The organism is Actinomyces dentalis DSM 19115 (assembly GCF_000429225.1).
GTDB lineage: Bacteria > Actinomycetota > Actinomycetes > Actinomycetales > Actinomycetaceae > Actinomyces > Actinomyces dentalis.
Window position 1 is genome coordinate 52584 of sequence record NZ_AUBL01000015.1, and the last position, 22038, is coordinate 74621.

The window sequence follows — 22038 nt, forward strand, 5'->3', positions numbered from 1 at the left end:
GAACCGGAGAAGATCATGAGGACATCCTTCTGGGCCCGACTCGCCCGCAGTGCCGGCCGTGGCCGCCGCGACCCCCGGGCGGCGCTGCGCCAGGCCGGGTTCGCCGACGAGGAGCAGTCCACGCGCTGGCTCCACGAGGTCGTCGACGCCCGCGCCGACCGGCCCCTGGGCAAGCTGGAGAGGATCCGGGCCGTCCGCGCGGCGCGCCCCGACCTCACTTTGAGCACCGCCGTCTACATCGTGGATCAGGCCGAGTCGCGGGAGGCGCGGGACGTGCGGGAGCCGCGGGAGGGCTGACGGCCCGACCCGAAGCTCTCGCGCACCGCATCGGTGAGCCGGTCCAGGCTCGCCGATGCGATCGACCAGCGGTGCCAGAACAGCTCGCGCTCCACCGTCGCCAGGCCGGGCACGGGCACCAGGTCCGGGTGGCCCGCCAGGCGGTCCTGGGGGAACACGCCCCAGCCCAGGCCCGCCTCGATCGCCGCCAGGAAGCCCGACGTCGTCGGCACGTGCGCCCGGGGCGGCGGGACGGGCAGCCCCGCCGCGCGCAGGGCGAGGTCCTGCAGGTCGTCGTCGGCGTCGAATCGCAGCATCGGCAGCTCGGCGACCGAGCCCGTCCCCGGGCCGGTGAGGAGCGAGGCGGCGACGACGGGCGCGTAGGTCATCGCGCCCAGCCGCTCCACCCGGCAGCCGGCCACCCGGGTGGGGGCCGCGGAGATCGCGGCCATGACCCGGCCCGAGCGCAGCAGCTCCTCGGTGCGGGTCTCGTCGACCGCGTACAGGCGCAGCCGGCAGGGCCAGCCGGCGGCCCGGCGCAGGACCCCCGTGAACCAGGTGTCCAGGGAGTCGACGTTGACCGCCACGGTCAGCTCGACGGCGCCGGCCCCGCCCGCGCCTGCGGCGGGCGCCGCCCCGGACGCCGGGGCGAGTTCGGCGGCCATCTCCCGGGCCAGGAGGGCCTGCGCCCGGGCGTAGCGCAGGACGACGGCGCCGTCGTCGGTCATGGCGCAGGGCGTCGTGCGCTGCACGAGGATCCGTCCGAGCGCCGACTCCAGGGCGCGGATGCGCTGGCTCGCCGCGGAGGGCGAGATGCCCAGGCGCGCGGCGGCGGCCTCGAAGGTGCCGGTCTCGGCGATGGCCTCCAGGGTGGCGAGTTGGTCGGGGTGCATGAAGGGCTGCTTCACATATTGAAGAATAATGCGCTGGGCTTCACACCGGGGCGACCCTAGGCTCGCGATCGTGATGACAACAGCGTTCGCAACCGCCCTGGCGGGCCCGGCCTCCGCCCTGACCGGCTTCGGCACAGGGTTCGGATTCATCGTCGCCATCGGCCCCCAGAACGCCTGGGTGCTGCGCCAGGGCGTGCGGCGCGAGCACATCGGGCTCGTCATCGCCATCTGCGCGCTGAGCGACCTGATCCTCATCGCCACCGGCACCGGCTCGATCGGCGTGCTGGCCGGCGCGGCCCCCTGGGCGCTGGAGGCGCTGCGCTGGGGCGGAGTGGCCTACCTGTTCGCCTTCGCCCTGTCCTCGTTCCGCTCGGCGCTGCGGCCCGGGGCGCTGGGGGAGGCGACGGCGCGCCCGGCCGCCTCGGTGGCGGCCACGACGCTGGGGCTGACCTGGCTCAACCCGCACGTCTACCTCGACACCGTGCTCATGCTCGGCACGGTGACGAACAACTTCGGCCCGACCCGCTGGTGGGCGGCGGCGGGCGCGTGCGCGACCTCCATCGTGTGGTTCACGGGGCTGGGGCTCGGGGCTCGGGCGCTGTCGGGGCCGCTGTCGAACCCGAGGACGTGGCGGGCGGTGGACGCGGTCGTCGGCTGCGTCATGGTGGGCGTGGCTGCGCGCCTGGCCCTGGGGGCGTGAGGGGAGTGAGGGGAGCGCGGGGGAGAGTGCGCGGGGTGTGTGAGGGGCGGCCGGGCCGGTTGGCCGATTGGCCGGTCGGTCCGGCCGAGCTGACCGGGACAGCCGGGCTGCTGGAAGAAGAACGTTGATATTCCAGGCTTCAGCTCGCGGTCAATGATGTCCCGCAGCTCCTTTGTGGCAGATTTGGACACGCTCCTGCCCGGGGCGGTCCCACACGTCCCATGCGTATCAGTGAGTCTTTCTCACCGGAAAGATCCCGGGGCTGGCCGGGAACGGCGCGAGGGGGCGAGGCGATGTCGGGGTCGGGTCCGGGGTGTTGGGGCGGTGCCGCCAGGCTCGGATGTGCGGTATCGAGGCGACCCGGGTGGTGCTGCACATTCGATCGGGGTCGGTCGGCGGGGGATCGGCGGAATCATGCGGAAACGCCTCAGTGCTCAACGTTGTTGAAATCCTCCCATGTGCAGAGCGGGCCCCTCTGCACATGGGAACCCATCCGCTGAAAACCGACGTTCTAGGAAAATCCCGGAATCGCGCGGAAAACCCGGAATCGGTTCGTGGGGACGCTCCTCTCCGATGTGCAACACCCCCGCACGGACCGAGAAGAATTCGACTCGCCCGAGAGGGAGCCCGCCAGGAGCCCGGCCCGTCCAAGCCCCGCGGGAGGTCGTCACCCCCCACCACACTCATCCCGGCCTCCGCACCGCCGTTCCCGGAGAGAAAGGCTCAATGCACCTACAGGTGCATGGTGTTCCCAGACACTCCAAAGAAGGGTCAGCCCATCAAATTGATGCCGTCTCAATGCGCCTACAGGTGCGTGGTGCTCCCTGACCGCCGAAAATAGCTCGCCTTGCAGGCTTTTACCAGCGTCTCAATGCACCTGCAGGTGCGTGGTGCTCCCTGACTTTAGCTACAAGGGTTCACCCAGCGCGTCAGGCTGGTCTCAATGCACCTGCAGGTGCGTGGTGCTCCCTGACACGACGAGGACATCCTCGACGACGAGGAGGAGTGAGTCTCAATGCACCTACAGGTGCGTGGTGCTCCCTGACCCGGCTCCTGGGGGACTGCCGCCAAAAAGGCGGTTGGTCTCAATGCACCTACAGGTGCGTGGTGCTCCCTGACTGCTTTGAGCGAAAAAGATTCCTTAGGAGGAATCGTGTCTCAATGCACCTACAGGTGCGTGGTGCTCCCTGACCCCTGCCCTCGGGAGCGGCGGTATGACGCCACTTCGAGGGCCCGGAGCGCCACCGGCCCCGGGAGCACCCCTCCGGACCGGCCAGCACCGGGCCCAGAGTAGCACATAGTGGCGGAATCACGCCAAGCGCCACCGACGGCCCTTCGAGCCCTCCGCGCGCCAACTTCTGACGAAGTCATGCGGAAAGGTCGGCGTTGAAACGCCTTACTGCAAACGTGCAACATGACACCCCGTTCACTATACCGCCCCACCAGCCACAGCAGCACCTCCAGCACCAGCCGGTCCGACCCCGACCGACTCCGCCGAGGGCCTTCCGCACCCGACCGAGTCTGCCGAGACCGCCCCGCGCCCGACCAGGACGACCCCGACCCCCGGCCATTCCGGCGGCCTCGGATAAGACCGTCGTCGGATATTCCGCGCGCCCGGGAAGATCATTCTACGGGATTCTGCGGACGTCTGGACTGATTTTCGAGGAACCGCCCTCTGTGCAACGACCAATTCCGGTGTGCGCGCATGCGTGGAAACACGACGCGGCGAGAATCTTTCCGCCAGAAGAATCCGGGCCGTCGAGGCGCCACTTCTGATGAGAGAGACGCCGTTTCCAATGAGGGGGGATCAATAATCTCGGTGAGTGTCACTCTTTTCAATTCGCCTTCAATTCGCCCTGCGCAGCGCGCGCAGGCCGACGGAGATCATGATCCGCAGCAGGAGCGGATTCCACACCCGGGTGACCCGGGTGACGGTCTGCTTGGGCATGCGGCGCAGAACGGCGACGATGCGCCCCGTCTCGCCCCGCTCGGGCGCGAGTGGGGGAGTCCTGATCAGCGGCTCCACCGATGAGAACAGTTCCGAGGCACGCCCGAAGAACTCCTCGTTTGGCAGCTCGCGCCACGAACTCTCCCGGTGGGCCTCCCCGAGCATGGCCAGGGCCGAATCCAGCCCCGGGCGCGACAGCCCCACCAGCTCCGGGCGGATCCTCTCCGCGTCGAGGCGTTCGAGGACCTCCGCGGCGAGCGGCAGGGCCGAGGTCGCCATGGCGTCGACGACGTCGTTGACCTCGGCGCGCTCCTCAGGCGACATCTCGGGTACCCGCGGCCCCTCGGCGGGCGCCTCGGACGGGGCCTCGACCGGCGCATCCCCGGCGGCGGACCCGGCCCCGCCGCTGACGCTCTCCTGCTGGAGCGGCCGGTCCGGGCGGGGCTCTGCGAATCCGGCCCCGCCGACTTCGCCCTCGGAATCCTCCCCGTCGTCGGACGTCTCGGAGAAGGAGGAGAGCACGCCCAGCGCCTCGGCGCGCTCGAACGCGCGGCGCACCTCGACCAGGTTCCGGTACGCCGTCGGGCTCACCGCCAGCACGGTGAGGAGCTCGTCGGCGGCCTGCCAGCGCAGCGCGCTCTCCTCGTCAGCGGCGTCCTTCCCGCCACCGGCCTGCGGGGCGGTCGCGTCGGGTTTGCTCATTGGGGTCTCCTCGGGGGTGTGCTCGGGCGCGGGCTCGCTCCTCGGAGCCGCATCGGGCCTCCTCGGTCCGGACATCGGGGTCTCCTCGGGCGCGGGCTCGAACGTGGGCGGTCATTGCGGCCTCCCCGGCCTCAGGCCCCGGGAGCCGCCTCCGGGGGCAGGACGTCGGTCTGGGCGGGCAGGTCCGCCACGCCCACCGGGCAGGTCACCCCGTTGGGGCCGTGGTTGCAGTAGCCGCCCGGGTTCTTGTGCAGGTAGCCCTGGTGGTAGTCCTCCGCCAGGTAGAACGGCCCGCCGAAGTCGGCGTACAGCTCGTCGGCCGGCCCGATCGTCGTCACGCAGGTTCCCAGGCCCATGCGGGTCAGCTCGCCCTGGAACAGGTCGCGGATCCGGCGGGCCGCGGCCGCCTGCGCGGGCGTCGTCGTCCACACCGCCGAGCGGTACTGGGTGCCGATGTCGTTGCCGTGCCGGTTGAGGCGGGTCGAGTCGTGGTTCTCCCAGAAGGTGCGCAGCAGGGCCTCGCCGCCCGCGCCGACGACGGCGGGGTCGTAGACCACCCGCACCGTCTCGGCGTGGCCGGTGATCCCGGTGCACACCTCCTGGTAGGTGGGGTTGGGCGTCGTGCCGCCCATGTAGCCGACGGCGGTGACCACGACGCCGGGCCGGCGCCACAGGATGCGCTCCACGCCCCAGAAGCAGCCGCCGGCCAGGTGGAGCACCTCGGTGCCCCGCGGCCAGGGGCCGTTCAGCGGCGCGTGCAGGACGACGTGCTCGCCCGGGTCGGGCAGGATCGGGGCCTCCCGCCCGGGCAGGACGGTGGAGCGCGCGGGGCGCGTCGTCGGTCTGGAGCTCATGCGGACACGCTACCGCCCCGCGGCGCCGGGACGGGCCCGCGCTCCCGCCGGGGGCGGGCGACGGGGGCTCACAGGGTTGTGACGTCGAGGATCTCGGCTTCGATCTGCCTGCCGTTGGGGGCCGCATAGGTCACCGTCTCGCCGGCCTTGTGGCCCATGAGGGCCCTGCCCAGCGGGGCGTCGGGGGAGAACACCTTGACCCCCTCGGGCACGTCCGCGGTGATCTCCTGGCCGCCCAGGGCGAAGGCCTGCTCCTTGCCCGCGACTCTGGCCGTCACGATCGTCCCGGCGGAGACCGAGCCGTCGTCGGCCGCCTCGCCGATCTGGGCGTGCTCGAGCAGCTCGGTGAGCTGGGCGATCCGCGCCTCGTTGAGACCGGCCTCCTCGCGGGCGGCGTGGTAGCCGGCGTTCTCCCGCAGGTCGCCCTCCTGCCGGGCGGCCTCCACGCGGGCGGCGATCTCCTTGCGGTCGGCCTCCTTGCGGCGGGCCAGCTCGGCGGTCAGGCGGTCGAAGGCCTCCTGCGTCAGCCAGGTGCTCGACGTGCTGCTCTCAGACATGTCCTTCTCCTCGGGTCGGTGCCGGACGTACAGAGACGTATGAACGGCGAGTCTATCGTCGCGCCTGGAGACTTCCTGTGAAAGAGTTTCGCGCTCAGCCCAGCACGGCGAGGTAGCAGGCGGTGCACTGGCAGGCCCAGGCGGCCACGGTGCACGTGTGGAAGATCTCGTGGAAGCCGAACCAGTGCGGATCCGGGTCGGGCCAGCGGCGCGCGTAGACGGCGCCGCCCACGGTGTAGACCACGCCGCCCGAGACGAGCAGCCACACGATCGCGGGCCCGCCGGTCATCCAGAACTGGGGCAGGAACCAGATCGCCACCCACCCCAGGAGGATGTAGAACAGGGTCGTCAGCCACCTCGGCGCGCTCCGCCAGGCCAGGGACGTGATGATCCCGGCCAGCGCCCCGCCCCAGACGATCCCCAGGACGAGCAGCGTCATGCCCCGGTCGAGCAGGGCCACGGACAGGGGCGTGTAGGTGCCGGCGATGAGCAGGTAGATATTGGCGTGGTCGACGCGCTGGAGGACGGCGGACACGCGTCGGGGCCAGTGGCCGTAGGAGATGTGGTAGACGCCCGAGTTGGCGAACAGGAACAGGGAGCAGGCCAGGTAGGCCGCGCAGGCCCAGGTCAGCGCCGGTCCCGGGGCGAGGACGGTCAGGACGATGCAGGCCGCCAGGGCCAGGGGCGCGGTGAATGCGTGGATCCACCCGCGCAGGCGCGGCTTGACGGCGCGGATGGCGCCCCCGGCGGCGTCCTTGACGGCGTCGGTGACCGTGCCGATGGCTCCCGACGACAGCGACTGGATCTTCTCGGGCGTGCGACTCCCGCGCTCGGCGCCGGGGCGCTGCTCGATCCGAACGGCCATGACTCCCCCTTGTTCATTGTGCGGCGGTCGTGCCCGGTGGTGAGCCGGGTGCAGGGCGCCGCCTCCAACTTACGGTTCCGTAGGTTACGCGACCGTAGGTTAGCGCGGTAGGGGGTGCCCCCGTGGCCCGCCTCTCCCGTGCGAGCGGCCCCGGGCGCACTGCCCGACGACGAATGCGGGCAGTTCACCCCGCACGTGTTCGCGGTCCGCGCGATACGGTTGCACCGGGCCCGGTGCGCCGCCGCGGCCCGCCGGTGCCCGACCGCCCGGCCGACGATGTGGAAGGCAGGTGCCCGCGTGGCCAGGGAGAGCTTCGTCTACGGGCTCTACGAGCGCCGCCTCATGGCGCAGATCAAGGCGAAGAAGGTCCCCGAGCACGTGGGCGTCATCCTCGACGGCAACCGCCGCTGGGCCAAGCGGATGGGCTTCGGCGCCTCCCAGGGGCACAGGCGCGGCGCGGACAAGATCGAGGAGTTCCTCGGCTGGGCCCGGGCCGCGGGCGTGCGCATCGTCACCCTGTGGCTGCTGAGCACCGATAACCTCAGCCGCGACCCCGCCGAGCTCTCCCCACTGCTGGACATCATCGCCGACGCCGTCGACGAGCTGGCCGCGACCCGCACCTGGCGGCTGCGCCTGGTGGGCGCCGTCGACCTGCTGCCCGCACCCGTCGCCGCCCGGCTGCGCGACGCCGTCGCCGCCACCGCCACCGGCCCCGCCCACGACGACCCCCGCATGCAGGTCAATATCGCCGTCGGCTACGGCGGGAGGCAGGAGATCGCCGACGCCGTGCGCGCGGTCCTGCGCGAGCGGGCCGCCGCCGGGGCCAGCCTGGAGGAGGTGGCCGAGTCCCTGTCCGAGGAGGACATCACGGCGCACCTGTACACCAAGGGCCAGCCCGACCCCGACCTGGTCATCCGCACCTCCGGCGAGCAGCGCCTGTCCGGCTTCCTGCTGTGGCAGTCGGTCCACTCCGAGTACTACTTCTGCGAGGTCTACTGGCCCGCCTTCCGGCGCGTGGACTTCCTGCGGGCCCTGCGCGACTACTCCCGCCGCGAGCGCCGCCTCGGGCGCTGAGGGTGGGCCGGCAGCGGGATCCGACCGGCGTCAGACCGCGGCTCTCGACCGCGGAGCCCGCCCGCAAAACCCGTGCGCCAGGTCACACGTGGTGTAGCGTCGTGGCAAGAGGCGGGCGGCCGCCGGGGCTCCCGTCGCCGAGCACCGGAAGAACCGAGCATGCGCACCTACGTCCTGGACACATCCGTCCTTCTATCCGACCCCCGCGCCGTCCTGCGCTTCGACGAGCACGCCGTCGTCCTGCCCGTCATCGTCATCACCGAGCTGGAGGGCAAGCGCAACCACCCCGAGCTGGGCTACTTCGCCCGCTCCGCCCTGCGCCTGCTCGACGCCCTGCGCCGGAGGCATGGGCGCCTGGACCGCCCGGTCCCGCTCAACGACGCGGGCGGCACCCTGCGCGTGGAGCTGGGCGGCGCCGACGACGGCGTCCTGCCCGCCGGCATGCGCCTGGGGGACAACGACACCCGGATCCTGAGCGCGGCCGTCTCCCTGGCGGAGCGGGGCGACGACGTCGTCGTCATCTCCAAGGACCTGCCCATGCGCATCAAGGCGGCCTCCGTGGGGCTGGCCGCCGAGGAGTACCGGGCCCAGCTGGCCGTGGACTCCGGCTACACCGGCATGACGGAGCTGTCCGTGAGCGCCGCGGAGATGAACGGGCTGTGGGAGGACGAGCGCCTGGAGCCGGCCGACCTGGTCGACGCCGCGGCGGTGGCCGCCCTGGCCGAGCAGCCCGAGCACACCGGTGTCGTCGTCACCTCCCCGCGCGGCTCGGCGCTGGCCACCGTCGTTGCGGGCGGGCTGCGCCTGGTGCGCCGCGACCGGGAGATCTTCGGGGTGAGGGGCCGCTCGGCCGAGCAGCGCATCGGCATCGACCACCTGGTCAATCCGCAGATCGGCATCGTCTCGCTGGGCGGGCGCGCCGGCACCGGCAAGTCGGCGCTGGCCCTGGCGGCCGGGCTCGACGCCGTCGTCGACCGCCAGGAGCACGAGCGGGTCCTGGTCTTCCGGCCCCTGTACGCCGTCGGCGGCCAGACCCTGGGCTTCCTGCCCGGGGACACCGGGGAGAAGATGCAGCCCTGGGCGGAGGCCGTCTTCGACACGCTGAGCTCGGTGGTGGCCCGCGAGCGCATCGACCGCGTCCTCCAGCTGGGCCAGCTCGAGGTCCTGCCCCTGACCCATATCCGCGGCCGCTCCTTCCACGACGCCTTCGTCATCGTCGACGAGGCCCAGTCCCTGGAGCGCAATGTGCTGCTCACGGTGCTCTCCCGCGTGGGGCGCAACTCCAAGGTGGTCCTCACCCACGACGTCGCCCAGCGCGACAACCTGCGGGTGGGGCGCTGGGACGGGGTGGCGAGCGTGGTGGAGTCCCTCAAGGGCAATCCGCTGTTCGCGCACATCGACCTGGTGCGCACCGAGCGCAGCGCCATCGCCGAGCTGGTGACCACGATGCTCGACGAGGTGCCGCTGTACTGAAGTGCGGGGCGCGCGCCGGGTACCGCGCGGTCGGACGCCGGGATAGGCGGCGCGCCCGCGCTGGGCGCGCCGGGAGCCTCGGAAGGGCCTTGGGCTCCGGGCGCCTCGAGTGCGTCGGCCGACCGCGGGCGGTCGCGGTCGGCCGACGCGCCTCAGCGTAGCGCGGGCCCGCCGGGCCGGGCGGACCCGCGCCGCGCGTCGTGGTGCGAACCCGTCTCCGGGGCGCGGGCTCAGTCCTCCAGCTCGGCGCGGGTGGGCGGGTTGGCGCCGGCCCGCGAGACGGTGATGTCGGCGATGGCCGCGGCGTGGCGCACGACCCGCTCCAGGGCCTCGGCGTCGATGGCGCGCAGGGCCTCGCGGCGGTCGGCCCCCACGAGGTCCTCGCTCCACAGCCCGTCCTCCAGGCCGCCCATGAAGGAGTCGCCGGCGCCGACCGTGTCCTCGACGACGACGTCGGGGTTGGCCGGGACCTCCAGGCGGACGCCGGAGGCGGTCATGGCCAGCGCGCCCCTCTTGCCGCGGGTGACGACGACGATGGCGGCACCCATCGCCAGCCAGGACTGGAGGATCTCCTCCACGGCGGCGTCGTCGGAGTCGTCCACCCCGTAGAACCAGCCGATGTCCTCGTTGGAGCACTTGACCAGGTCCGACAGGGAGATGAGGGCCTCGACGGTGGTGCGCGCGTCCTCGGGCTCGCCCATGAGCTGCGGACGGGCGTTGGGGTCGTAGCAGATGGTGGAGGTGGCCCGGTAGGCCTCCAGGATGCGGTGGACCGTCTCGGAGCCGGGGGTGAGGATCGCGGCGATGGAGCCGGTGTGGACCAGGACGGGGGCCGCGTCCTCGGGCAGGGTGGGGAAGGGCGGGTTCCAGTCGAGGTCGAAGAAGTAGGAGGCGCCGCCCTCCTCGTCGATGGTGGCCTGCGCCGTCGAGGTCCGCTCGGCGTCGTCGGAGCCGGGGATCAGGCGCACGCCCGAGGCCTCCAGGTGCTCGCGCACGGCCAGGCCGCGCTCGTCGCGCCCGATCCAGCAGTCGAGCTCGGCGTCGCGGCCCAGTCGCGCCAGGCCGAGCGCCACATTGGCGGGGGAGCCGCCGGGGATGTCCCGGGGCGGCTCGCCGGGGTTGATGATGACGTCGACGAGGGCCTCGCCGATGACGAGTGCGGTTCCATTGCGGCCGGGTGCGGTCATGGTGGGCTTCCTTCGAGGATTCGGTGTCGGAGTGGTGGTTCAGTGCTCGGCGTCGGCGTCCGTCTGTTGGTGGGCGACGGCGGCCAGGCGGTTGCGCGCCTCGTCCAGCCATGACTGGCAGCGCGCGGCCAGGGCCTCGCCGCGCTCCCATAGGCCCAGGGCCTCCTCGAGCGGGACCTGCCCGGCCTCGAGGCGCTGGACCACGGCCACGAGCTCCTCGCGCGCCTGCTCGTAGGACAGGCGGGCGACGTCGTCGGCCGCGGAGGGAGTGGCGGTGGAGGACTGACTCATAGGTCGATTCTGTCATGAGCCGGGTCCCGCGCGTGGGCGCATGGAAGACGCAGATGGCGAACGGGCTCGTGGTGCGCCCGGCACCGCTGGCGCATGCCTCGTGCGTGAGTTCGCCGTTGCGGTGGTGCGGGTGGGGCTTCTGGGACTGGCTGGGGCGGAGTTTTGTCCAAATCTGTTGCAAAGGCCCGGATCCCGCCGAAGCGCAGAAAGAGAAACGTTGATATTCCGCGCTTCTTCTCGCGGCCGATCCCGGCTCGGAGCGCCTTTGCAACAGATTTGGACAAACGGCGCCGCCGCGGGCCCCGGGGACGAGGGCGCCGCCCGTCTGACGGCCACCGCGGGGCCGGGACTACGACCGATCCGCGGAGCGGAGGCGATGCCAGTCCGGGCGGACGGCGCCGGGCGGGGGCTACGACCGCTCGCGCGAGGGGCGGGGGCCAGGATCATCCCCGCTCGCGCGGGGTTTACGCTACGACCGCTCGCGCGAGGGGGCGGGCGACGCGGCGGGCGGTTTGGTGGCGCCCACCACCTGGGCGACGAGCCGGCCGGAGGCCAGGATGCCCTCGAGCAGATCGCCCTTCTTGACGTCCTCGGCGCTCGTGACCAGGCTGCCGTCGGGCTTGCGCAGAATGGCGTAGCCGCGGTCCAGGACGCCCTGCGGTGACAGGGCCGTCAGGCGCGCGCGGTCGGCGCGCAGCTCGGCGTCGGCCAGCGAGAGCGCATTGCCCAGGGCCAGGCGCAGCCGGTCGCGGGCCTGGCCCAGTTCGACGGCCTTGTCCCGCACGATGACCGTGGGGTCGGCCATGACGGGGCGGGAGCGGACGCGCTCGAGGCGCGCCTGCTCCTCCTCCAGGCGCCGGACCAGGGCGGCGCGGATGCGCTCGCGCGCCTGGTCCAGGCCCACCGTCTCCTGCGCCAGGTCCGGGACGATCCGGCGGGCGGCGTCGGTGGGCGTGGAGGCCCGGTAGTCGGCGACGTCGTCGAGCAGGGGCCGGTCCGTCTCGTGGCCGATGGCGGACACGAGCGGGGTGCGGCAGGCGGCGGCCGCGCGCACGAGGCCCTCGTCGCTGAAGGGCAGGAGGTCCTCGACGGACCCGCCCCCGCGGGCCACGACGATGACGTCGATGCGCGGGTCGGCGTCGAGCTCGCGGATGGCGGCGGTGACCTGGGAGACGGCGTGGACGCCCTGGACGGCGACCTCGCGGACCTCGAAGGGCAGCCCGGGCCAGCGCAGGCGGGCGTTGACGATGACGTCGTCCTTCGCCTTGGCGCCGCGCCCGCACACGAGCCCGACGACGCGCGGCGTGAAGGGCAGGGGGCGCTTGCGCTCGGGGGCGAGCAGGCCCTCGGCGGCCAGAATGCGGCGCAGCTGCTCGATGCGGGCCAGCAGGTCGCCCGTGCCCACGGGGCGGACGTCGTCGACCTGGAGCTGGAGGCTGCCGCCGCGCGTCCAGAAGGTGGGGCGCCCGTGGGCCACGACCCGCAGCCCGTCGGCGAGCTCGGCGCCCATCGCCCGCTCGACGGCCACCAGGTCGCGGCGGTAGACGGCGGCGCGCAGGGACATCTCGGTGTCCACGTCCCGCAGCGTGAGGAAGGACATGCCGGCGCGGCGGTTGATCTGGACGATCTGCGCCTCCACCCACACGCCGGTCATCTTCGAGACGTACCCCTCGATCTTCGTCGACAGCAGGGACAGTGGCCACGGGTTGTCCGGGGTGGTGTCGCGGGCCAGGCGCGCGGGCTCGCGCACGGTGGCGGGGTTGGCGCGCTGGGCGTCGTCGCGCCGGAGGGCCGAGGGGGAGGGCGGCTGGGCTGTCACATGCACCACTGTGCCATGCCTCCCCCTGGGAGGCGGAGCGCCGCTGTGGCACAGTGGGGCGCGTGAGCATCCAGAGCATGCGGATGACGGCGCCGCCGGCTCCCGTCCGGGCGCCCGGCGCCGACGTCGCCGAGTCGGCCGCCCCGTCCGAGGCCGGCCCGGCGTCCGACGGCGCGCCTGCGCCCATCGGCGGGCCTGCGCCCGGTGCCGGCGCGGCATCCGAGGGCGGGCCCGCGTTCGACGACGACGGCCCGGCGCGCGAGGGCGTCAAGCGGATCCTGCTGGCGGCCCCCCGCGGCTACTGCGCCGGGGTGGACCGCGCCGTCGACGCCGTCGAGCAGGCCCTGGCGCACTACGGCGCCCCCATCTACGTGCGCAAGGAGATCGTCCACAACAAGTACGTCGTGGAGGCGCTGTCCCGGCGCGGGGCGATCTTCGTCTCCGAGACCGACGAGGTGCCCGAGGGCGCGCGTGTGGTCTTCTCCGCCCACGGCGTCTCCCCGGCCGTGCACCAGGAGGCGGCCGCCCGCCGCCTCGCCACGATCGACGCGACCTGCCCGCTGGTGACCAAGGTCCACAAGCAGGCGATCCGCTTCGCCAAGGACGACTACGACATCATCCTGGTCGGCCACACCGGCCACGAGGAGGTCGAGGGCACCCGGGGCGAGGCCCCCGAGCGCATCCAGGTGGTCAACGGGCCCCACGAGGTGGACCGGGTCCAGGTGCGCGACCCGGAGAAGGTCGTGTGGATCAGCCAGACGACGCTGAGCGTGGACGAGACCCTGGAGACGGTGCGACTGCTGCGCCAGCGCTTCCCGCACCTGGCAGACCCGCCCGGCGACGACATCTGCTACGCCACCCAGAACCGCCAGGGCGCGGTCAAGGCGATCGCGCCGCGGGTCGACGTCATGATCGTCGTCGGCTCGGGGAACTCCTCGAACTCGGTGCGCCTGAAGGAGGTGGCCCTCGAGGCCGGGGCGCCGGCCGCCCACCGCGTGGACTGCGCCGGCGAGATCGACCCGGCCTGGGTCGACGGTGCCACGACCGTGGGGCTGACCAGCGGGGCGAGCGTCCCGGAGATCCTGGTGCGCGAGGTCGTCGAGCGCCTGGGCGGACTGGGCTTCGGCGAGGTGGAGCAGGTGCGCACGGCCACGGAGAAGATCACCTTCGCCCTGCCCAAGAACCTGCGCGCCGACCTCAAGGCCGGCGGGACGGCCCCGGCGCACGGCCGACGCCGCGAGCCCGGCGCCGACCACACCTGCTGAAAGGGCGTGGCCGGGCCGGGCTCGCGGTCGGCGTGCGAAGGCTGGACTGACTTGGACTGCCGCCGGCGGGGCGCCGGGCTGAGGGCCGCCCCGCCGGCGGAGGTCCGGGGCGGCGCCGTCGGCGATGGCGGGCGTCAGCCGGCGACGATGGGGGTCAGCCGGTTCGCGTCGGCGATGACGCGGTCGAAGGGGACCACCCAGACCGGGCCGTCGGGCCCGACCGTCTGCATGACCAGCCCCTCGGCCTTGAGGCATTCCAAGCGGGTGGCGGTGTCGTCGCCCTGGGTCTGCCAGGCGGGCTCCGAAGACGGGATGATGTAGCCGCCGAGCGCGGGGGAGGCCCAGCGCAGCAGGAGCACGCGCGCGCCCTCGCGGGCCGAGACCCCCGGGTTGGTGGACAGGGAGGAGGCCACGCCCTTGGCGGAGCCGATGCCGACGGCGGCGGCGAGGGCCCCGTAGGTGGTGCACACCGCGGGCTTGTGCTCCACGAGTCTGCTGATGGCCCGGGACACGCGCTCGCGCGCGGAGGAGGATGCGGCGGCGTCGGCGATGGCGCGCACGCGGGCGCCGGTCAGGTGGGATGTCGCCGCGAGCTCGGAGGAGCTCAGGCCGTGGGCCAGGCCGCGCAGGATGAGGGAGTCCCTCTCCTCTCGCAGGGCGGCCAGTCGGCTCTGGAAGTTCTCTTGCTCTTGGGCGAGGTCGTGCAGCCTGGCCAGGGTGCTGCGGGCCTCCGCGGAGGAGGTGTTGGCCGGGATGGTGGCGATGGTCGGGACGGCGAAGGGACTTTCGGGAGTCATGGAAAGACCATTGCACTGGTAGCGGTGAGATGGCAAGCAACTACCTGTCCAGCGCTGCGCTCGTCTGCTCGAGACGGCCAGTTTGACGCATGATCGTGCGGGATTCCGCTATTAGCGTTATCGCAGCGTGATCGCGCTGTGATCATCCTGTGATCCGAAGAGAGCGCCTTTCTAGTGTGTGCTTCCAGACGGTCGACCGGGGCGGGGGCTCGCGGGCGAGCCGGCGGCCCCGTCCCCGCCGGTGAGCTCGGGCGCGGTGAAGGCGCGCACCTGGGCGTCGTCGGCGCCGACGGGGCGCGCGGAGGGCGTGGATTCGCCGAGGGCCTCGAAGGACCGGGCGGTGACGAGCAGGCGCGACTCCATCGAGGCGACCGCCCGGTTGTAGGCGCTCACGCTGCGGGTCAGCGAGGACCCCAGGGCGTCGAGGTGCCCGGCCACCGTCCCCAGCCGCTCGAACAGCGTGCGGCCCAGCTCCACCAGCTCGCGGGCGTCCTCGTTGACCGCCGTGCGCGCCCAGGCGCTCGCGCAGGTGCGCAGCAGCGCCAGGAGGGAGGCGGGGGAGGTCAGCGCCACGCCGAGGTCGAGGGCGTGCTCCATGAGGACCGGGTCCGCGTCCAGCGCGGCGGCCAGGACCGGCTCGGCGGGGACGAAGAGCACGACCAGCTCCGGGGAGGAGCCCAGTGCGCGGTCGTAGCGGCGCCGGGCCAGCTGGTCCACGTGCGCGCGCAGCGCCCGCGCGTGCGCCGCCAGCAGCTCCGAGCGCTCCCGCGGGTCCGGCTCGGCGCCGTCGGCCCGCGCATCGAGACCGGCGGCCCGCAGGTAGGAGTCCATCGGCACCTTCGCGTCCAGCGCCAGGTACCCGTTGCCGGGCAGGTGGACGACGACGTCGGGGCGGGCCGCGTCGTCGGGCGTGCGGGCGCGCGAGCGGGACGGGGCGCCGTCGCCCGCCACCAGGGTCCCGACGGCGCGCTGCTCGACGAAGTCGATGTGGGGCATCATGCCGCTGGCCTCCAGCACCCGGGCCAGCTCGACCTCCCCCCACACCCCGCGGCTCGAGCGCGACCGCAGGGCCCCGGCCAGGGCGGAGGTGGTGCGCCGCAGCTCGCGCTCGGCCTGCGCCCCGGCCCGCAGCTGCTCGGCGAGGGCGGCGTGCTGGGCGGCCCGGTCCCGCTCCATGGCCTCGACCCGGCTCCCCACCTGCTCGAGCTGGGCGCGCACGGGCGCCAGGGCGCGCAGGACCGCCCCGTCGCGCTCGGAGCGCTCCTCCGCGAGCTGGGCGCGCTCGGCCAGCTCCTCGGCGCGGGCGCGCCACTGGGCGGCGTCGGCGCGGGCGGCCGCCGCGGCGTCGCGGCCGGAGGCCCGGGCGGACGCGGACCGGGCCACGGCCAGGGCGTAGCCGAGGACGGCGCCCAGGCCGAGGCCGACGACGAGGAGCAGGACGGGAAGGACTACGGCGGAGGCGGTGGAGGGCATGACCCCACGGTCCCACAGGGCGCCGGTGCGGAACCGGCGCCGGGCCGGGCGCCGTCGGAGCGGGCGCGGGGGTGAGGGTCTCAACTCGTCGTCTCCTCCTTCAGGGCGATCCCCCGACACGTGCGCTGGTTCACTCTGGTGCCATGTCGATCCTGCGCACCGTCTCCTTGACGTCCGGCATCACGATCGGGGTTGTGCTGTGCCTCGCCGTGATTGCGATCGCCGTCTCGACGTGGATTCTGGGGCGCGCGCCCTCCGACGGCGGCGGTGCTGGGCGCAGGGCGCTGAGGCGGACGGGCAGGGCGGTCGCCGTCGTCCTCCCCGCGCTTCTGGTGCTGTGCACCGGCGCCCTGTACCTCAACCGGTCCGGCGGCTACGTGACCAGTGCGGCCGATCTGGTGGGGGCGATCATCGCGCGCGAGCCGCCCGCCGGCGCGCCCCGGCCCCTGGCCTCCGACGCCGCCCTGAACGCCGTGCCCGCCGGGGCCTGGAGGGCGTCCTTCTCCGCTCAGGACGCCGGCTTCCTCAAGACGACGTGGAAGGGGCCGATCAGCGGGATCGAGCTCGATGTCGACGTCATTGCACCCCGCGGTTACAGCGCCGACGACGGAAGGACCTACGGCGTCATCGAGGCCCTTCACGGCTTCCGGGGGTCGCCGTCCGCGATCATCGACGCGCTGGGATCACCCGAGGCCCTTCAGCGGGCCATTGACGCGGGGCGGATCCCGCCGTCGATCATCGTGGTGCCCTCCCTCAACGTCGACTCCGGCGAGCACGACTGCGCCAATCTCGGCGGTCGCCCCGCCATCGCCACATTCGTCGCGCAGGAGGTCCCCCGCATGATCGCGGCGACCTTCCCCAACGTCTCGCGCGAGCGGGCGGCCTGGATGGTGATGGGCCTGTCCTCGGGCGCCTACTGCGCCGCCTGGACGGCCATGACCGAGCCCTCCCAGTACGGGGCCGCCGGGGTCCTGTCCAGCTACGACCGGCCGACCGAGGGCGGGCTGGCCCGGGCCGGTCGCCGGGTGATCGAGCGCAACACCCTGTCGACCATGCTGGGCGGGCGCACCCCCGACGGGCTGCGGATGTGGGTGCTCGGGGCCCAGGACGACCCCTACGACGCCGGGGGCACCGCGAAGCGGCTGCTGGCGGCGGCCCACGGGACGGACTCGGTGACCGCCGATACCCCGGCCACCGGCGGGCACGCCTGGCCCTTGTGGGTGGAGGGCTTCCCGCGCTTGCTCGAGTGGTGGGGGTCCGATCCGGCCGTCTTCGCCGCCGTCGGACTGCCGCCGCGGGCCGACTCGACGACGGCGCCGACGGCGTCGGCGGGAGCGTCGGGGGAGGCGGGGACCGCGGGAGCGTTGGGGGAGGCGTCGGCGGGAGCCGGGGCGCCCGCACCCGCTCGGGCGGGCGCCCCGGCCGCCGGGCCCGGCCCCTTCGCGCCGGGCGGCGCCGCCACCATCGGCCTGAGCGTGAGCGCGGCGGTGCTCGCCGTCGTCGTGCTGCTGCGCCGGGGTCCGGTGCGGGCGCGCGCGGACGGGGAGCGCGCGCGGGGGAAGCACATCAGGATCGGAGCCGCGCGGCGCTGGGCGGAGAGGTGCCGGCGCCGGGCGGAGAGGTGCCTGCCGTGGGTGGTGCGGGCGCTGGGCGTGACGGCGACCGCGCTCCTCATCTGCGTGGCGGTGGCCGTCATCGCCAACGCGGCGGGCGGCTTCTACACCACCTGGCACGACGTGGTCCTCCTGCCGGGGTGAGCGGGGCGGCCCGGCGACGGAGCGCGGCCGGCGAGAACATCGGCGTGCTCATCGGCGGGCCGGCTGGGGAAAACGGCGAGCCGCCTGCGGGGACCGACCGGCCGCCGGGCGGACCGACGACACCTGGGTGCGGCTGGGCGCGCGGCCGGCGGCTAGACTCGCGCTGTGGCCCTTACGATCGGAATCGTCGGACTGCCCAACGTCGGCAAGTCCACCCTTTTCAACGCCCTCACCCGTGCGACCGTCCTCGCGGCGAACTACCCCTTCGCCACGGTCGAGCCGAACGTCGGCGTCGTCCCGCTGCCCGACGCCCGCCTGGAGAAGCTGGCCGAGATGTTCCACAGCGCCAGGGTGGTGCCCGCGACCGTCTCCTTCGTCGACATCGCCGGGATCGTGCGCGGGGCCAGCGAGGGCGAGGGCCTGGGCAACCAGTTCCTGGCCAATATCCGCGAGGCCGACGCCATCTGCATGGTCACGCGCGCCTTCGACGACCCCGACGTCGTGCACGTGGACGGGCGGATCGAGCCGGCCGACGACATCGAGACCATCGCCACCGAGCTCATGCTGGCCGATATCCAGACCCTGGAGAAGGCGATCCCCCGCCTGGAGAAGGAGGTGCGCGGCAGGAAGACCGACGCCGCGGTGCTGGACACCGCGCGCGCGGCGCTGAAGATCCTGGAGGAGGGCACCATGCTGTCCGCCGCCGTGGCCTCGGGCGCCGCCGCCAGGGCCGGGATCGACGATGGCGCGCTGCGCTCCTTCCAGCTCATGACCGCCAAGCCCGTCATCCACGTGTTCAACATGGACGACGCCGGAATGGGCGACGAGGCGAGGCGGGCGCGGCTGCGCGAGCTCGTGGCGCCGGCCGAGGCCGTGTTCCTCGACGCGCAATTCGAGGCCGAGCTCGTCGAGCTCGAGCCCGACGAGGCCGCCGAGATGCTGCACGAGAGCGGGCAGGACGAGTCGGGGCTGGACAAGCTGGCGCGCGTGGGCTTCGACACGCTCGGGCTCCAGACCTACCTGACGGCGGGGGAGAAGGAGGCGAGGGCCTGGACGATCCGCAAGGGGTGGACCGCCCCGCAGGCCGCCGGCGTCATCCACACCGACTTCGAGCGCGGTTTCATCAAGGCCGAGATCGTCAGCTACGACGACCTCATGAAGTACGGGAGCGTGGCCGAGGCCCGCGCCCACGGCCGGGTGCGCATGGAGGGCAAGGACTACGTCATGGCCGACGGCGACGTGGTCGAGTTCCGCTTCAACGTGTGAAATCCGGGGTAATACTTGGACGTTCTCCGCGCCCGCCTTAAAGGCTTGTGCGTGTGACGAGTGCTCCGAAAGTACGCGCAGACCAGCAGCAGGGATCAGAAAGGGACGTCGTGGCCGAAGAAGGTTCAAAGCAGCAGGGGGCCGAGAAACGCCACATCACACTCCGATCTCTCGGTCCCGAGTTCAACGAAGAGCATCACGGCGTCTACGTGCGGCACCTCGAAGAAGCCGTACAGGACACGCGAAATCGCAACATTGCCCTCACTGGTCGTTACGGAGTCGGGAAGTCCAGTGTTCTGGACGCCTTCGAGGAGAAGCATTCAGAATCGACGATCCGGATCAGCGTCAATACGCTTGGCCCTGATGAGGATGGGACTGATCTGACGAACCGGATTCAGAAAGAGCTCGTCAAGCAGTTCGTTTACCGGATAGCCCCGGGTAAGATCCGCAGTTCCAGGTTCGCCCGACCGAACCTGTTAACCAAGTTCAGGGCGTTACGCCAGGCCTTCGCCACGACCATCGTCGGCCTGGGCGTATTGTGGCTGTTCGGGGTGCGACCAATGGCGAACTGGCCCGGCGCTGGCGCGAATACCGCGGTGCAGGCCTCGCTGGTAGCGCTGTTCTTTGTTCTTGTCCTACTCGCGGTATGGGCAATCCGCTGGGTCATCGGGGACCGGATCGTCTCGGAAGTCTCGACAGCAGGAACGAAGATCGCGCTCGGCGAGGGTCCGACCACCTATTTTGACAGCTTTCTCGATGAGATCGTCACGTTCTTCGATGCGGTAGAACCCGAATTCGTGATCTTTGAGGATCTGGATCGGTTCGACGACCCGCAGATATTTGATTCACTTCGTGAACTCAACACGCTCATCAATACTTCCGTGCACTGGCGTGACAAGAATCGTCCACTGCGCTTCATCTATGCCATCAAGGACAGTTTATTCGAGCAGCTCGGTGCAGAGTCTAAGACTGGTGCGTCCGTTGATGAGAGCGCGAAGTGCCGAGTCGATGTGGCAACCGCGGCTGTGCGGCGTGCAAACCGAACCAAATTCTTTGAAATAGTCATTCCAATTGTTCCGTTCATTTCGTATCGTAATGCACGCGACCACATCGTCGAAACGCTGGCGTCTCTCGGCTTCGGCAAGGGCTTCGTATCGCGTTCTCTTCTCGATCTGGTTGCGCGGTACACGACCGATATGCGTTTGATGATCAACATCTGCAACGAGTTCGCGGTGTTCGTGGAACGTCTTCTGTGGGCAGACACACCCGCGCCCGACATGAACGCAGATCATCTCTTTGCGCTTGTTGTCTATAAGAACTTCCACCTCGCAGACTTCGAGGCTATTTCGCAGCGTGAGAGCACTCTCGACGAACTCGAGCGATGCCATCGCGATGAGGTCAGGGCACTGATCGTGGACCTGCAGGATAAGCGCAGCAGACTCCTGCGACTCGAGGAGCATCGCGAAGATCGGGAGCGAACGGCTGCGGAATTGGGTGCTCGACTTCATGATATTATAGAAACATTCTGGTCAACGACTGTTTCAATTGAGGTCGGCAATAAAAATTTCAGTGTTGACGACATCGATTCTGTGGAGTTCTGGCAATTCGTGGCTAAGAAAAAATGCTTTAAAGCATGGGAGCTGTACTCCAGTAAAGTAGTAGAGGTAGGAGCGAAGTCGATTGTCCGCCTATTTCCAGAGGCTGTGAATGAGGCGGAGTGGAGCGACCCGGAACCAGCTGAGTTAGCGCAGCAGGCAAATCAGTGTGACCGCGATATCGCATTGCTGCGCGGTGCTGATTTCGCCGAGCTGGCGCGCTACGAGCGCGCGTCTGAGAAGCGAAACCGATTTGATCAGTGCATTGATGATGTGCTCAAGTCGGAGTTGGCTCGCGAGCTCGTGCGAGGCGGATTTATTACGCGTAACTATGCCGAGTGCTCGACAATCTTCTACGGTAGTTTCGTCGGAGTTGACGTCGCCTTTTTCTATAATCGTGCAGTACAGTCGAACAAGATGTATCTCGACTACGAGTTCATTTCCGAAAATGCAATGTCTAACCTTCTCGAACAGGTCCCGAAAGACTTCACCAGCAGTGTAAGTGCCTTGAATATTCAGATCGTGTCCTACTTACTCGAGGACAAGAGTAGGATAGATGAAGCGAAGTCGATTGTAGCATATATAGTCACGCATAACGATGCGGATGTTCAGACCTTCCTCAACGCCTTTTTCAATGAACCCAATGCTCCTCGTGAGGATCTCGTCAGGATGTTGACCAAACATCCCTGGCGTGAGGTATTCGAGTATCTCGCGAGTCACCCGGGGATCCCTGATCACGAAACGCGTCTCAGGCTCTTTGACACGGCCTTGTTGAGTGCTGAACCCATCAGTTCTTATAAGATTGGGGATCGCACTAAAGTACTGATCGAGTCTTACTACTCGTATCTTGCAGCGGTCACCGAGGATCATGCCTGTGAAAATACTACTAGTCGAATCTTTGAGATGCTCGAAGTAATTGGTCTCACAGTGAGCCTTTCTCACCAGGGTTCGTGTCAGGAATCGTGCCAGAGGGTGATGATGACGAGGGCGGCGGCCATGATCGTGGTGATGGCGGCGGGGTCGAGGGAGACTCGTTGCAGGGCCCTGAAGTGCTTGAACATGGCATTGGCCCTCTCGGCCGGGGCCCGCATGGCGGACAGCAGGTTGTTGCGGGTCTCCTCGTCCGGTGTCGGGCAGGGGTTCTTCGTGGGGGTCAGCACGCCGATCCCCGCCCCCTGGTACCCCTTGTCCGCCAGGACCGGCATCCCCAGCCATGCGGACCGGTACAGGGCCGGCAGCACGTGCA

18 protein-coding genes, 1 pseudogene and 1 CRISPR repeat array are annotated in these 22038 nt (G+C 70.9%); of the genes and pseudogenes, 8 read left to right on the plus strand and 11 right to left on the minus strand.

What is annotated here, in order from left to right; genetic code table 11:
* Positions 1-15: 15 nt before the first annotated feature.
* Positions 16-297 (plus strand): hypothetical protein, encoded by a 282-nt coding sequence (locus tag G446_RS0105130; RefSeq protein WP_026409340.1) that lies wholly within the window; start codon positions 16-18, stop codon positions 295-297.
* Here G446_RS0105130 and G446_RS0105135 read toward each other — a convergent pair.
* Complete coding sequence (locus G446_RS0105135) at positions 246-1184, minus strand: ArgP/LysG family DNA-binding transcriptional regulator (protein WP_245574588.1); 939 nt, start codon at positions 1182-1184, stop codon at positions 246-248. The genes G446_RS0105130 and G446_RS0105135 overlap by 52 nt on opposite strands.
* Positions 1185-1242: 58 nt before the next feature.
* Between G446_RS0105135 and G446_RS0105140 the strand changes: the two genes are divergently transcribed.
* Positions 1243-1869, plus strand: a complete 627-nt coding sequence (locus G446_RS0105140; RefSeq protein WP_051285669.1) for a LysE/ArgO family amino acid transporter — start codon at positions 1243-1245, stop codon at positions 1867-1869.
* Between the two features lie 720 nt (positions 1870-2589).
* Positions 2590-3061: direct repeats of the CRISPR family, unit length 37 nt; unit sequence GTCTCAATGCACCTACAGGTGCGTGGTGCTCCCTGAC.
* A 654-nt stretch (positions 3062-3715) separates the two neighbouring features.
* Here the strand turns inward: G446_RS0105140 and G446_RS0105145 are convergent.
* The 4 genes from G446_RS0105145 to trhA form a co-directional block, all read right to left on the minus strand.
* Complete coding sequence (locus G446_RS0105145; RefSeq protein WP_026409343.1) at positions 3716-4519, minus strand: hypothetical protein; 804 nt, start codon at positions 4517-4519, stop codon at positions 3716-3718.
* A gap of 131 nt (positions 4520-4650) precedes the next feature.
* Positions 4651-5373 (minus strand): peptide-methionine (S)-S-oxide reductase MsrA, encoded by a 723-nt coding sequence (msrA, locus tag G446_RS0105150; protein ID WP_026409344.1) that lies wholly within the window; start codon positions 5371-5373, stop codon positions 4651-4653.
* 68 nt (positions 5374-5441) lie between these two features.
* Positions 5442-5930, minus strand: a complete 489-nt coding sequence (locus G446_RS0105155) for a GreA/GreB family elongation factor (protein WP_026409345.1) — start codon at positions 5928-5930, stop codon at positions 5442-5444.
* A 94-nt stretch (positions 5931-6024) separates the two neighbouring features.
* A complete protein-coding gene (trhA, locus tag G446_RS0105160; protein ID WP_084779006.1) occupies positions 6025-6795 on the minus strand; it encodes a PAQR family membrane homeostasis protein TrhA in 771 nt (256 codons plus the stop codon).
* Positions 6796-7071: 276 nt separating this feature from the next.
* On the opposite strand from trhA, the gene G446_RS0105165 reads away from it, so the two are divergent.
* On the plus strand, positions 7072-7869 hold the full coding sequence (locus tag G446_RS0105165) for an isoprenyl transferase (RefSeq protein ID WP_211228246.1): 798 nt from the start codon (positions 7072-7074) through the stop codon (positions 7867-7869).
* A 159-nt stretch (positions 7870-8028) separates the two neighbouring features.
* Entirely contained in the window at positions 8029-9342 is a 1314-nt protein-coding gene (gene phoH2, locus G446_RS0105170; RefSeq protein WP_026409348.1) for an RNA 5'-3' helicase PhoH2, read from the plus strand.
* 230 nt (positions 9343-9572) lie between these two features.
* On the opposite strand, the gene G446_RS0105175 is transcribed toward phoH2, so the two are convergent.
* The 3 genes from G446_RS0105175 to xseA all read right to left on the minus strand — a co-directional run bounded on the left by G446_RS0105175 (position 9573) and on the right by xseA (position 12639).
* A complete protein-coding gene (locus tag G446_RS0105175; RefSeq protein WP_026409349.1) occupies positions 9573-10529 on the minus strand; it encodes a carbohydrate kinase family protein in 957 nt (318 codons plus the stop codon).
* 39 nt (positions 10530-10568) lie between these two features.
* Positions 10569-10820 carry an exodeoxyribonuclease VII small subunit gene (locus tag G446_RS0105180; protein WP_026409350.1) on the minus strand — a complete coding sequence of 84 codons (252 nt, stop codon included), beginning with the start codon at positions 10818-10820 and terminating at the stop codon, positions 10569-10571.
* 469 nt (positions 10821-11289) lie between these two features.
* On the minus strand, positions 11290-12639 hold the full coding sequence (gene xseA / locus G446_RS16085; protein ID WP_051285671.1) for an exodeoxyribonuclease VII large subunit: 1350 nt from the start codon (positions 12637-12639) through the stop codon (positions 11290-11292).
* Positions 12640-12701: 62 nt separating this feature from the next.
* Here xseA and G446_RS0105190 point away from each other — a divergent pair, with 62 nt between their 5' ends.
* A complete protein-coding gene (locus G446_RS0105190; RefSeq protein WP_245574589.1) occupies positions 12702-13904 on the plus strand; it encodes a 4-hydroxy-3-methylbut-2-enyl diphosphate reductase in 1203 nt (400 codons plus the stop codon).
* A 134-nt stretch (positions 13905-14038) separates the two neighbouring features.
* On the opposite strand, the gene G446_RS0105195 is transcribed toward G446_RS0105190, so the two are convergent.
* Both G446_RS0105195 and G446_RS16090 read right to left on the minus strand, forming a co-directional pair.
* Positions 14039-14701 (minus strand): hypothetical protein, encoded by a 663-nt coding sequence (locus G446_RS0105195; RefSeq protein ID WP_026409351.1) that lies wholly within the window; start codon positions 14699-14701, stop codon positions 14039-14041.
* A gap of 171 nt (positions 14702-14872) precedes the next feature.
* A complete protein-coding gene (locus tag G446_RS16090) occupies positions 14873-16174 on the minus strand; it encodes a DNA recombination protein RmuC (RefSeq protein WP_034469248.1) in 1302 nt (433 codons plus the stop codon).
* Positions 16175-16317: 143 nt separating this feature from the next.
* On the opposite strand from G446_RS16090, the gene G446_RS0105205 reads away from it, so the two are divergent.
* From G446_RS0105205 to G446_RS21420, 3 genes and pseudogenes are all read left to right on the plus strand, one after another.
* On the plus strand, positions 16318-17931 hold the full coding sequence (locus G446_RS0105205) for an alpha/beta hydrolase (protein ID WP_026409352.1): 1614 nt from the start codon (positions 16318-16320) through the stop codon (positions 17929-17931).
* A gap of 165 nt (positions 17932-18096) precedes the next feature.
* Positions 18097-19197 carry a redox-regulated ATPase YchF gene (gene ychF / locus G446_RS0105210; protein WP_026409353.1) on the plus strand — a complete coding sequence of 367 codons (1101 nt, stop codon included), beginning with the start codon at positions 18097-18099 and terminating at the stop codon, positions 19195-19197.
* Positions 19198-19406: 209 nt separating this feature from the next.
* A pseudogene (locus G446_RS21420) lies at positions 19407-20504 on the plus strand (YobI family P-loop NTPase); the annotation flags it as partial.
* Between the two features lie 1241 nt (positions 20505-21745).
* Here the strand turns inward: G446_RS21420 and G446_RS0105220 are convergent.
* Positions 21746-22038, minus strand: a 293-nt coding sequence (locus G446_RS0105220) for a transposase family protein (RefSeq protein ID WP_026409355.1), incomplete at its 5' end; no start/stop codon positions are given.

Bases quoted from the DNA above. Each gene is read 5' to 3' on its own strand.
- G446_RS0105130 (WP_026409340.1), top strand. From the start codon at position 16: ATGAGGACATCCTTCTGGGCCCGACTCGCCCGCAGTGCCGGCCGTGGC.
- G446_RS0105140 (WP_051285669.1), top strand. From the start codon at position 1,243: ATGACAACAGCGTTCGCAACCGCCCTGGCGGGCCCGGCCTCCGCCCTG.
- G446_RS0105145 (WP_026409343.1), bottom strand. From the start codon at position 4,519: ATGAGCAAACCCGACGCGACCGCCCCGCAGGCCGGTGGCGGGAAGGAC.
- msrA (WP_026409344.1), bottom strand. From the start codon at position 5,373: ATGAGCTCCAGACCGACGACGCGCCCCGCGCGCTCCACCGTCCTGCCC.
- G446_RS0105155 (WP_026409345.1), bottom strand. From the start codon at position 5,930: ATGTCTGAGAGCAGCACGTCGAGCACCTGGCTGACGCAGGAGGCCTTC.
- trhA (WP_084779006.1), bottom strand. From the start codon at position 6,795: ATGGCCGTTCGGATCGAGCAGCGCCCCGGCGCCGAGCGCGGGAGTCGC.
- G446_RS0105165 (WP_211228246.1), top strand. From the start codon at position 7,072: ATGTGGAAGGCAGGTGCCCGCGTGGCCAGGGAGAGCTTCGTCTACGGG.
- phoH2 (WP_026409348.1), top strand. From the start codon at position 8,029: ATGCGCACCTACGTCCTGGACACATCCGTCCTTCTATCCGACCCCCGC.
- G446_RS0105175 (WP_026409349.1), bottom strand. From the start codon at position 10,529: ATGACCGCACCCGGCCGCAATGGAACCGCACTCGTCATCGGCGAGGCC.
- G446_RS0105180 (WP_026409350.1), bottom strand. From the start codon at position 10,820: ATGAGTCAGTCCTCCACCGCCACTCCCTCCGCGGCCGACGACGTCGCC.
- G446_RS0105195 (WP_026409351.1), bottom strand. From the start codon at position 14,701: ATGACTCCCGAAAGTCCCTTCGCCGTCCCGACCATCGCCACCATCCCG.
- G446_RS16090 (WP_034469248.1), bottom strand. From the start codon at position 16,174: ATGCCCTCCACCGCCTCCGCCGTAGTCCTTCCCGTCCTGCTCCTCGTC.
- G446_RS0105205 (WP_026409352.1), top strand. From the start codon at position 16,318: ATGTCGATCCTGCGCACCGTCTCCTTGACGTCCGGCATCACGATCGGG.